The sequence below is a fragment of the Rhodospirillales bacterium genome (genome assembly GCA_023898765.1).
Taxonomy (GTDB): domain Bacteria; phylum Pseudomonadota; class Alphaproteobacteria; order Micavibrionales; family Micavibrionaceae.
Map to the genome: position 1 here is coordinate 1,156,217 of CP060238.1, position 11,588 is coordinate 1,167,804.

Annotated in this window: 9 protein-coding genes; 6 read left to right on the forward strand and 3 right to left on the reverse strand. The window is 54.5% G+C overall.

Annotated elements, in window-relative coordinates; all coding sequences use genetic code 11:
- Positions 1–19: 19 nt before the first annotated feature.
- Positions 20–697, forward strand: coding sequence for a DUF502 domain-containing protein (locus tag H6853_05640; protein USO03029.1), 678 nt, complete (start codon positions 20–22; stop codon positions 695–697).
- Here the strand turns inward: H6853_05640 and H6853_05645 are convergent.
- Together H6853_05645 and recG are read right to left on the reverse strand one after the other, a co-directional pair.
- The gene (locus H6853_05645; GenBank protein USO03030.1) at positions 678–2,630 is read right to left on the reverse strand and encodes a hypothetical protein; all 1,953 of its coding nucleotides are present in this window, start codon (positions 2,628–2,630) and stop codon (positions 678–680) included. The genes H6853_05640 and H6853_05645 overlap by 20 nt on opposite strands.
- Before the next feature lie 72 nt (positions 2,631–2,702).
- On the reverse strand, positions 2,703–4,790 hold the full coding sequence (gene recG, locus H6853_05650; protein ID USO03031.1) for an ATP-dependent DNA helicase RecG: 2,088 nt from the start codon (positions 4,788–4,790) through the stop codon (positions 2,703–2,705).
- 86 nt (positions 4,791–4,876) lie between these two features.
- On the opposite strand from recG, the gene H6853_05655 reads away from it, so the two are divergent.
- From H6853_05655 to mfd, 3 genes are all read left to right on the forward strand, one after another.
- Complete coding sequence (locus H6853_05655; GenBank protein USO03032.1) at positions 4,877–5,476, forward strand: hypothetical protein; 600 nt, start codon at positions 4,877–4,879, stop codon at positions 5,474–5,476.
- A 58-nt stretch (positions 5,477–5,534) separates the two neighbouring features.
- Positions 5,535–5,813 carry a succinate dehydrogenase assembly factor 2 gene (locus H6853_05660; protein USO03033.1) on the forward strand — a complete coding sequence of 93 codons (279 nt, stop codon included), beginning with the start codon at positions 5,535–5,537 and terminating at the stop codon, positions 5,811–5,813.
- Positions 5,814–5,912: 99 nt separating this feature from the next.
- Positions 5,913–9,374, forward strand: coding sequence for a transcription-repair coupling factor (mfd, locus tag H6853_05665; protein ID USO04614.1), 3,462 nt, complete (start codon positions 5,913–5,915; stop codon positions 9,372–9,374).
- A 9-nt stretch (positions 9,375–9,383) separates the two neighbouring features.
- On the opposite strand, the gene H6853_05670 is transcribed toward mfd, so the two are convergent.
- Positions 9,384–9,965, reverse strand: coding sequence for a hypothetical protein (locus tag H6853_05670; protein ID USO03034.1), 582 nt, complete (start codon positions 9,963–9,965; stop codon positions 9,384–9,386).
- A 137-nt stretch (positions 9,966–10,102) separates the two neighbouring features.
- Here H6853_05670 and H6853_05675 point away from each other — a divergent pair, with 137 nt between their 5' ends.
- Positions 10,103–10,498, forward strand: a complete 396-nt coding sequence (locus tag H6853_05675) for a hypothetical protein (GenBank protein USO03035.1) — start codon at positions 10,103–10,105, stop codon at positions 10,496–10,498.
- Complete coding sequence (locus tag H6853_05680; GenBank protein USO03036.1) at positions 10,404–11,525, forward strand: phosphotransferase; 1,122 nt, start codon at positions 10,404–10,406, stop codon at positions 11,523–11,525. Before H6853_05675 ends, H6853_05680 begins: the two co-directional genes overlap by 95 nt.
- Positions 11,526–11,588 lie beyond the last annotated feature (63 nt).

The window sequence follows — 11,588 nt, forward strand, 5'->3', positions numbered from 1 at the left end:
CATGAGGAGCTTGTTTTAAATGAGTGAAGAAAAAAAGAGAAAGTCCGCGCTGGAAGATCATATTAATCACCTGCCGACGACTTCGCTTTTGGTCCGTTTGCGGGGGTATTTTCTGGCGGGAATTTTGATTACGGCGCCTATCGCAATCACGATTTACCTGACATGGGCGTTTTTAAATATGATCGACAGCCGCGTTCGGCGGCTTATCCCGTTTGAAAAGTTTTTATCGCCCGAGCATCTTCCTTATGCGGTTCCGGGGATCGGGATTGTTATTGCCGTTTTGTTTTTTATCGCGATCGGCTTTTTCGCACGGAATTTTTTAGGGCGTCTGGCAATCCGCATTTCCGAATATGTGATGCACAAGATGCCGGTTATCCGGACGCTTTACGCGGCGATCAAACAGATTTTCGAAACCATCATGGCGAGCAAGTCGCAGGCCTTTCGGGAAGTGGTGATGCTGGAATATCCGCGCAAGGGAATCTGGGCCATCGGCTTTGTAACGGGACGGACGGAAGGGGAGGTGCAGGATGCCACGAAAGAAGAAACCATCAACGTCTTCGTGCCGACAACGCCCAACCCGACATCCGGCTTCCTCCTTTTTGTCCCTAAAAAGGAGCTCACATACCTGAAAATGAGCGTGGAAGACGGTGTGAAACTGGTCGTTTCCGCCGGGATTATTACGCCCGACGAAGTCTGAGAATGGCTTTTTTCAGGTTTTCCGGCGTTTTTTCCTGTATAACGGGCGGCTTTGTTTGCGGCGTTGCCTGATCTCCGAATTTGCGGGTAATGACATTTACATTCGGCTGTTCAGGGGAATTTTCTTCCGGGGCCGCATTTGCCGGCAAAACGTTTCTTTTCCGTTTTTCATCCAGTGCCTTCAGGTGTGCCTCCCTTTTCGCATTGTGCGCGGCAATGTTTTCGTCAAGTTTCTGGAACTCTGCCATAAAGCTTTTATACATTTGAGGGAAGGGGGCTTCCGGATTTTCCTCTACAAACAAGTCAAACCCTCTGTCATGAGTCTGCGCAGAACCGTGAAATCCTTCACAGCCTTTCGCGGTTATGTGCTCCGAGTTATCGACAATGTCTTCAAAGGCCGACAGGACGGAAGAACCGTTTTCATGCAATTCTCTGGCCTGTCCGAACCAGTGCGGATGGGAGGCGGCGGGAAGCGCTTTGATTTCCTCCAGAAGATTTTGCATTTCGTCCACGATCTCTATGACGTGGAGTGTCTGGTCGGTTGCCACCTTTCCTGTCTGGATGCCGTCTCTCAGCGTGCCGGAGTCCAGAAGAGAATCCGTGATTTTTTCCAGGTCTGTTACCGGGGTTGTCGCGGCGGATACGGCCTGCACAGGTTTGTTTTCCTCTAAAGAATCAAAAAGTTTCTGGTTTTCCCGGGCCAGTTCCAGGAACATTTTTGAAAAAGCCTCTTCCTTGTTCTGCATCACGAAATGATAGAGCTTCTTGTCTTCCGTATGTACAAAGCCGGCGAATTCGCGAAGCGCCCTGGATGTTAAATCCTTAAGATCTCTTGCTTCGCTTTCCCATGCCGGGCTGGATTGTTCAGGGAGGTCTTTCATCGCGTTCAAGAGACTGGTCATATCTCTGAGGGAGTGTTCCAGTCCGTTTTTATCAACGCCGTCTTTCAGGAGGCCGGAGTTCGAAAACGAGTCTATCATTTTGCCTGCCTCTGTTTTTAGCTCCAGATCAGAGGCTTCGGCTTCGCGGGAAGGCTGTTGCTGTTGTTGCGTTCGGCGCGGCGTTCCTTCTTTGGCAGCTATTTTTTGCGCGAAAGCAGGTGTTATCACGCTTCCGGCGCTGGCAGCCACGCTCAACCGGACATACTCTTTGATTTCAGGCGTGATGCCTTCCAGTCCGCCGGTAATCCTGACTTTATGGACGGCGTCTTTATTGACGATCCCTATCGCCATTTGAAGCAGTGCGCGCTCTTTCGGCGATCCGGTAAGAGTAATGCCGTTTTCCAGCATTTCTTTGTTCTGTGCGGCAAACCACGCCATTTGCATGGCTTCCTCGTGGGAAAAAGGTGCGCTCTTGATATGGTCTATTTTCTTCGGGGAGACGGAAAGTTTATGCCCCGATACCCGGTCGACAAAAACAGTTTTCCGGTTGAACGCTTTCATCAAAGCGCTCTGTTTTTTTGGTTCAAGGCGGGAGGCCATATCCTCCAGCGTTCCGTTTTTCCTTGCCGCGATAAGATTGTCCGTGGTGACGTTGTCGCCGAATTTTCTGAAGAACGAGCCGGAGAAAGCTGCGACGAGGGCATCCGAAAACGTCTTGAGATTTCTTTCCTTCTCAAAGAGATCGGTCAGCCCTTTTTTCAGGCTTTGCAGATAGGTTTCAGATTGGGCGTTTTCCTGTTCTGCGGAGCGTTGAAATTTTTCTTTGGAGATTTTTATTTTTTGTTCATCTGCCTGCAACGCTTTCAGAAAAGCCTGTTGCGTTTCTATTGTTTTTTTCTGCGCTCTTTCCGTCTTCCAGATTTCAGCCTCGAGCCTCCTTCTGTCGTCGTGATCGACAATCGCATAAGCGACGGGAATGGTCCTGACGAGCGGAACCTTCTCCTGACGGGCGGAGCTGTGTTGCGGGGCGGAGGAAACGATAATACCGGCCATTGGAAAAATCCTTTTTATGTTAATTAATGGAAAGTTAACAAAAACAGGGGGTAAAAAGCAAGCTTTTCTTTTCTATCCCGCTCTCAGATTGGCGATGGCGCTATCCTGCTCGAAGAGATACAGGAGGGTTTTGAGGGCTTTTCCGCGCTCCGATTCCAGATATTCGTCCCGGGAAAGGATCAATTTCGTATCGTCGCGGGCGGCGGCCAGAAGCGCGCCATGGGCGGCGATATCGGCCACTTTGAACTCCGGCAGGCCGCTCTGGCGGGTGCCGAGGATTTCGCCGCCCCCGCGCAGCTGCAGATCTTTTTCGGCGATCAGGAACCCGTCTTCGGTTTCCCGCATGATTTTCAGCCGTTCCCTGGCGTTTTGCGTCAGGCCGCCGGCATAAACCAGAAAGCAAAAGGATTTTGCCGCGCCGCGTCCGACGCGGCCCCTTAGCTGGTGAAGCTGGGACAGGCCAAAACGCTCGGCCTGCTCGATTACCATGATATTGGCTTCGGGGACATCCACGCCGACTTCGATGACGGTGGTGGCGACGAGGATATTGATCTCGCCGCGGGCAAATTTATTGACCACCGCGTCTTTTTCTTCGGCCTTCATCCGGCCGTGCACAAGCCCGACTTTATCGCCGAAGCGGTCTTTTAAAATATCGAAACGCTCTTCGGCGGCTTCCAGATCGAGCTTTTCGCTCTCTTCCACCAGAGGGCAGACCCAGTAGATGCGCGCGCCTTTTTGGGTTTGCCCGGCGATGGCCTCGATGACTTTTTCAACTTTTTCCTTGGGGATGAGGCGGGTGTCGATGGGTTTGCGCCCTTTCGGCTTTTCGGTGATGCGGCTGACCTCCATATCGCCATAGGCGGTAAGGGTCAGAGTGCGCGGAATGGGCGTGGCCGTCATCACCAGAACGTCCGTTCCCTTGCCCTTGCCGGAGAGTTTCAGGCGCTGGTGCACGCCGAAGCGGTGCTGTTCGTCGATCACTGCCAGCCCCAGATCCGAAAAGTCGATATCGTCCTGAAACAGGGCATGGGTGCCGATTACAACCTGGGCGCTGCCCTCTTTGATTTCTTCCAGCAGCAGGTCCCGCGCCTTGCCTTTGTCGCGCCCGGTAATCGTCAGGCAGGAAATGCCGGCGGCTTCCAGCCAGGGTTTGAAATTTTGTTCATGCTGGCGGGCCAGAATTTCCGTAGGGGCCATGATGGCGGCCTGCGCGCCGTTTTCAATGACGTTGACCATGGCCAGCGCCGCGACGATTGTTTTTCCGCTGCCGACGTCTCCCTGCAAAAGGCGGAGCATCCGGAGGGGGGCCTGCATGTCCGCGTCTATCTCGGCAATCACTTTTTTCTGCGCGTCTGTGAGGTCAAAGGGCAGGGAGGCCAGGATTTTTTTCCGGAGCGGCCCGTTTGTGTTCCAGGCGCGACCGTTTTGCTTTTTTTGCCGCAGCCGCACCAGCGCAAGGGCCAGCTGGTTGGCCAGAAATTCGTCGTAAGCCAGCCGTTCCCGCGCCGGATGGGCGGGCAGCAATCCGCGTTCGTCCGCCGGGTTGTGCAGCGTTTCGACGGCCTTGTGCCAGTCGGGCCATTTGTTCTTTTGCTTGTGGGCGGCGTCCAGCCATTCCGGCAGGCGCGGCAAAATTCCGAGAGCGCCGTTGACGGCTTTGTGGAGCGTTTTGTTGGTGATGCCCGCCGTTAAAGGATAGATCGGTTCAATGGTTTCGATGGCGGCACGGTCTTCCGGTTTGCCGATGGCATCCGGATGCACCATCTGCGCTTGTCCCTGATAATATTCGACTTTGCCGCTGATAATCACGGCGGCGTCTATCGGGAAGTTTTTTTTGATCCAGTCCGCTCCGGCATGAAAGAAGACAACGTCTATTTTGCCCGTGTCGTCGGCGCAGCTTATACGGTAGGGAAGGCCGCGCCGCTGGGACGGCATGTGTTTTTTGACGCGGACCTCAAGGGTGGCGATCTGGCCGTTGGGCGCGTCCCTGACGTCGGGGGAAAAGCGGCGGTCAACGAAATCTGCCGGCTTGTGCCAGAGGAGGTCGAGGATCTTGCTGCCGCCGATCAGTTTTTCCAGCAGCTTCGCGTTTTTTGGCCCTACGCCCGGCAGGGTGGTGAGGGAGCGAAACAGCGGATCAAGTTCAAAGGGGCGCGGCATAGGGAATATTTAAACCACCAAGGCACGAAGACACCAAGGTAAAAAATTCTTGTCTTGCTGTGTTTTCATATTGTAAACATGCTCCTATGAAATCAAATATCAGCATAGTCACCGTTTTTTCCAATGCGGCCGGCGTAACCATGGTTATTATGGGTAACGAGCCGGAACTTAACCGGAAACTGACGGCTAAATATTTTGTTGATCTGGATAAGGCAGGCCATCCACCGCCCTATGAAGTGAATTTTATGTTCGATGCCTATAGAAAAGCCGTTGATGTTTCCGTCTGGTCCAGAGATCATGTTTTTTGTACGGATGTTCCCCCGGCTCTTTCCATGAGCATACCTGTTGCTTCGCTGGACAGGAAGGTGTGGCGGGATTATTGGTCTGTTTTGAACGGGCTTTTTCCCCAAGAGGAGGGGAATTTACGGGATGACGCGGTACAAAAAGCAGGAAAAGCGGAGGAAAAACGGCGGTCGCTTCATAACGCGTTGTCGGAAAGTCTGGAAAGACGCCTGGAAATGGGCGGGTTGAAAATTTCTTCCGGGCTGCAAGAGGGGGGAGGAAATGCTTCGGAAATCGTTCGACTGTCTACCGAAAGATTGATTATTAAAATAATGACTGAGTCCATGGTTCTTGCAGGGCAAGGCTCTGTGGTACAGAAAAGCATCATACAAAGATTTGGTTAAAGAATGGCGTTATCAAAGATTTCTCGACTTCACCCGCGAAGCCGTTATAAGTAAAGGCATGCCTGACTCACTTGAAAACAAACGAAAACGCCTGATTTTTCGCTCGGGCCACCGGGGGACGCAGGAAATGGACCTGATCCTTGGCTCTTTTGCAAAGGCGCATGTGCCCGGCTTCAATGAAGAAGATCTGCAGCTATATGAGGACCTGCTGCAGGAAAGCGACCCCGATCTGTATAACTGGTATACGGGAAAAGAGGACGTTCCGGCGTCCTGTCAGGACAATTCAATCCTTCAGGCTTTTCTGGACCATAAAGTGGCAATGTTGCTGTCATCCTGAGCGAAATGAGCCGCAGGCGAATGAAGTCGAAGGATCTTTGATGGCGGATATATACAAGATCCCTCGACTTTGCCCGGGATGACACTTAAAACAACTCTCATGGAACAGGCCATTCAGCAAGAGACGGAGGAAGCGCCCAAATTTCTTTTCGGAGCGCCGGAGGGGCAGGACGCGCGTATTCTGGCGGCGCACGCCGAAGCGCTGGCCAAGGAGCGGCGGGTTCTGGTGCATGTGGCGCTGGACGATGCGCGGGTGGCGACCCTTAAAGACCTTCTGGCTTTTTTTGCGCCGAAGGTGGAGGTGCTTGAATTTCCCGCATGGGATTGCCTGCCCTATGACCGTGTGTCGCCGGGCCATGATATTGTCGGGCGCCGCGTGCATGCGCTCTGCACGCTTCTGGCATGGAAGGAGGAGCAAAAATATTTGCCGCGCATTGTGCTGACAACGGTCAATGCGCTCTTGCAGCGTGTGACGCCGCGCCGCAGCCTTGAAAATTCTTCTTTTCTGATTCAGGCAGGTGGAAAACTGGATATGGCTGCGTTTCAGACGTATCTGGCCGGCAATGGATATCTGCGCACGGAAACGGTGCGGGAAGCCGGGGAATTTGCCGTCCGTGGCGGGATAGTCGATTTGTTTTCTCCGAGTGAAGACATCCCGGTCCGCATTGATTTGTTCGGGGACGAGGTCGAGAGCCTGCGCAGCTTTGACGCCGTGACCCAGCGAACTCAGGCAAAACTTGAACGCTTTTCCCTGCGGCCTGTGACGGAGTTTTTTCTGGATGAGGCGCATATCCGGACGTTTCGCGCCGGGTATCGTAACGCATTCGGGACGCAGCAAAAGGACGATCCGCTTTACGAGGCGGTAAGCGAGGGGCGCCGTTATAACGGGATGGAACATTGGCTTCCGCTTTTTTTCGACGGGCTGGAGAGCCTGTCTGACTATCTGCCGGAGGCGGCCATGACGCAGGACCAGCATGTCGCCCGGTCGGCCTCCGAGCGCCTGTCCCAAATTCAGGATTTTTATGAAGCGCGGAAAACGCTGGAGGCGGCAGCCGCTTGCAAAGGAAAGAAAAAGGGCGCCGACGTGTCTTTGACCGGCGCGGTGTATCATCCGCTTGCGCCGGAGAAATTATATTTGAAGGCGGAAGAATGGGCCGGGATATCCACGCAGGCCGAGACGCTTATGCCTTTCTCCGGGCCGGAAGAAGAGGGCGGGGCTTCCAGGGGCCGTGATTTTGCCGATATTCGCGCCCTGCCGGAGGGCGATGTGTTTGCGGCGCTCAAAGATCACATAAGCTCTTTGCAGCGTAAAACCCTGATCGCGTGCTATTCCGAAGGGTCCAAAGAGCGTTTGAAGGGGATGCTGGATCATGCGGGCGTTTCGGGTCCGGCGCTTTGTGTTTTGCCGCTGGAGCACGGCTTTGTCGCGCCCGATCTTGCGGTTATTACCGAAGCCGACATTCTGGGCGATCGTCTGAGCCGCCGGAGCGCCAGACGCAAGAAAGCCGATAATTTCCTGACCGAAGTCTCTTCGCTCGATGTGGGGGATCTGGTGGTTCATATCGACCACGGGGTGGGGCGCTTTGACGGGCTGGAAACGCTGGCTGTCGGGCGCGCCGTCCATGATTGCCTGAAAATCACCTATGCCGGGCAGGACCGCCTGTTCGTGCCGGTGGAAAATATCGAGGTGCTGACCCGCTTTGGATCGGACGAAGGCGCGGCGCAACTTGACAGGCTCGGCGGGGCGGGGTGGCAGGCCCGTAAGGCAAAGGTCAAAAAAGACCTGATGGCGATGGCGGACGGCCTTCTCGAAATTGCGGCGGCACGCCAGCTTCGCGAGGGGGAAAAGCTGGATGTCGATAAAGACATGTATGAGCGTTTTGCCGCCCGCTTTCCCTATCAGGAAACGGAAGACCAGCAGCGCTCTATCAACGATGTGCTGGCGGATTTGTCCGGGGGGCGGCCGATGGACCGCCTTGTTTGCGGCGATGTGGGGTTTGGTAAAACGGAAGTGGCCCTGCGCGCGGCTTATGTGGCCGCCATGGCGGGGGTGCAGGTGGCGCTGGCCGTGCCGACGACCCTTCTCGCGCGCCAGCATTTCGCCGGTTTCATGCAGCGCTTCGCCGGCACCGGTTTGCGTGTGGCGCAGCTCTCCCGCATGGTCAATGCAAAAGACGCCAGGGCCGTAAAAGAAGGGCTGGCGGACGGGCGCGTCAATATCGTGATCGGCACGCACGCCTTGTTTGCCAAAGAGATCAAATTCGCGCATCTGGGGCTTGTCATTGTGGATGAGGAGCAGCGTTTTGGGGTGAAGCAAAAAGAGCGCCTCAAGGAGCTCAGGAGCGATGTGCATGTTTTAACGCTGACGGCGACGCCCATTCCGCGCACGCTCCAGATGTCTTTAAGCGGCGTGAAAGACATGAGCCTGATTACGACGCCGCCGGTGGACAGGCTGGCCATCCGGACGTTTGTTCTGCCCTTTGACGATATGGTCATCCGCGAGGCCCTTTTGAGGGAGCATTACCGTGGCGGGCAAAGTTTTTACGTGTGCCCGCGTGTCAAAGACATCCATGATGTGGAGGCGCAGCTTAAGGAACTTGTGCCGGAGGTTAAAGTGATTGCCGCGCACGGGCAGATGAGTCCGCGCGATCTGGAAGACCGCATGAGCGCTTTTTATGACGGGCAGTATGACGTTTTGCTCGCGACCAATATTATCGAGAGCGGGATCGATATCCCCACGGCGAACACGATGGTGGTGCATCGCGCCGATTTGTTCGGCCTGGCGCAGCTCTACCAGATCAGGGGGCGGATCGGCCGGTCCAAGATGCGGGCTTACGCCTATCTTACCTATGATCCCGCGAAGATCTTAAGCGCGCAGGCGCAAAAACGGCTGGAGGTTATCGAAACGCTGGATACGCTGGGCGCGGGCTTTCAACTGGCGTCCCATGATATGGACATCCGCGGGGCGGGGAATCTGCTCGGCGAGGCGCAATCGGGCCATATCAGGGAAGTCGGGGTCGAACTGTACCAGCAAATGCTGGAGGAGGCCGTGTCCGCGGCAAAGGCGGGCGTGGATCTGACGGATGCGCCGGAAGAGGGGGGCTGGTCGCCGCAGATCAATGTCGGGACCTCCGTTTTGATCCCGGAAAACTATGTCGAGGATTTAGGGATAAGGATGAGCCTTTACCGCCGTCTTGGCGGTGTTGAAACCAAAGAGGAAATAGAAGGGTTTGCCGCCGAACTGATCGACCGTTTCGGGAAACTGCCGGAAGAGGTGGAGAATTTGCTGGATATTGCGCAGATTAAACAGCTTTGCCGGGCCGCAGGGGTGGACAAGGTCGAGGCCGGTCCGAAAGGCGCGGTCGTCAGTTTCTATCGGGACACCCCGCCCAACGTGCCGGGCCTGATGAAATGGGTGAACAGCTATAGCGGGTCTTTCAAGCTCCGCCATGACCAGAAAATCGTTGCGGTGCGCGAATGGGGCAGCGCGCGCGAAAGGGTGGGCGGGGTCAAGTCCCTCATGCGTGATCTGGCGGAACTTGCTAAAACCGGAGACGCGTAACGTACACTTCTATAGCGTGTGTTTTGCGTATGTTCCGTTTATATCCCTTTTGGGATCGGGCTGGACCGTTCTTTCTTCCCGTGCCAGTTGCTTTTCACCTTTTTCTGTTATACCCACACCAGAAATCCTAAAAAGTCCTTGTTGTATGGAGGAGTCTTTTATGTATCCCTTCTGCTCCAGAGCAGAGACAATATAATCTTGACGTGAGCGTGAGATGTTTGGAATATCAGGAATGTGAGGTCCTTTATCTTTAGCATTGCGTAACAGCGCAAGGGCGGCTTTTCTTTCTGTTTCATCTGAGTCTTGTCCCGCTGCTTTTTCTAGTAAGCGTTCGCCATTTCTATTGATAACCTGAGCGGAAACGGAGATAAAACCTTGTCGAATGCTGGCCTTGTCCAGAAGATTTTCCGTTTTTAGACGATCGAGTATAGCGGGAATCTGGTCCTGCCCGATACCTTCCACCTTTACATCTTTCGCCTGCAGGGGCGTTTTGGGGTCTTTGTCCACGAATTGCTGCAGAACTTTCAACGCGGCCTTGTGTGCGGCATTCATACCTTCCGCGCTCGTGAAATAATCTCCGGAAATTGCCATTTTTACTCTCCTGAACGTTTTAAAGCTTTCTATTACTAACATATATATTATGAAAAACACAAGAAAAACATTTTTTCCGGCTTTTTGCGCCGTTTCTGCTAGAATATGAAAAGAATCGCAAGCGAAGGAGAGTATCAATGAGCCAGGACTATGTCGAAAAGCGCATCAGGGAAGCTTTGAAGCTTTCCCGCGGGAATGCAGCCAATGCCCGGCAGCAGATTATCGCCTGGACCCGCGAGGATATGAAGCTGCTTCAGGCGATTACCCGTCCGCATATGCTTGGCATTGTGGCGCATGCGGTGGGGCATGTGATGAACAGGAAGGAAACGCCGCCGCCTGCGCCGCCGCCGGCTGTCGAAGATGATCCGAAGCATGCTTTCGGTATGGAAATCCTCCGTGCGGTCGCCGGGGAGGGTTCTCCGAGATTCGGGCAGGAAAATGCCGGGCCTCCCCTGCATAAACAACCGGCGTCCCAGCGGCATATTGACGCGATTAACCAACTGGCCGGCAAAAGATCTTCCAGGGATGAGTAGGGACTCCTTCCTGCGTGAGCAGGACTGCTCTGAGCACTCTTATTCTTTGATCGGGGAGGACTGGGGGCCCCGGCGCTACTTTCGCATTCCTCTTAAGGCGAACAACCGCACCGCGATCCTTATGGAGTCTGTGGCGGATAATGCGCCGGAGTCCATGCCGGGGCATAAAATATCCGATTTCCTGCGTATCGGGCGCGCTTTGCGGGCCGCGGGTCTTCATGCGCCGGAAATCATGGCCGCGCGGGAAGAGGAGGGGCTGGTTCTTCTCGAGGATCTCGGGGGCGTGCGGTTTTACGACGCGCTGGAGAGGGGGGAGGAGGCCGCGCCTCTTTACAGGCTGGCAACGGATGTTCTGGTTCATTTGCGAAAATATTTTCTGAACAATACGTTGAACCTTCCTCTTTACAAAGACTCTCATATTCATGAAGGGCGGCGGCGGGTTGTGGATTGGTATTTGCCCATGGCGCTCAAGCGCAAAAATCCGGCAGGGCTTGTGCAGGAATATCTGGCTGTCTGGACGGAGATCGAACAAAACCTTCCGTCGTGTCCGCAGGGGTTTGTTCACGGGGACTATCACGCCCAGAATCTTATGTGGCTGCCTCAGGAAACCGGATTAAACCGTTGCGGCATATTGGATTTTCAGGGGGCGCTGTGGGGGCCTCTTCCTTATGACCTCGTCAACCTCGCCGAAGATATCCGGCGGGATGTGCCGGAAGATATTCGCGATGACATGATGGCGCGCTATACGCAGGGGATGGACGGGCAGGGCAGGGAAGCCTTTTCCCTTTGGTACCGCGTGATCGGGACGCAGTTTCATTGCCGTGTGATCGGGCAGGTTCTCAAGCTGGCGTTAAAAGGCGGCAAGACGGCGCCTTTGAAAAACCTGCCCGGGATACAGGCCTATCTTCGCGCCGGGTTGGAATATCCGGTTTTGCGGCCCCTTAAAGACTGGTTCGGCGGGCAGGGCGTGGATTTTAACGAGGCGCTGGATTTGTCGGATAAATTTGTTTCCCCTGACGCTTTTTAGTCTCTATTATTCTCCATTCAGCATTGTTGTTTGTTTCAGGTTTTATTCATCAGGGAGTTAGAT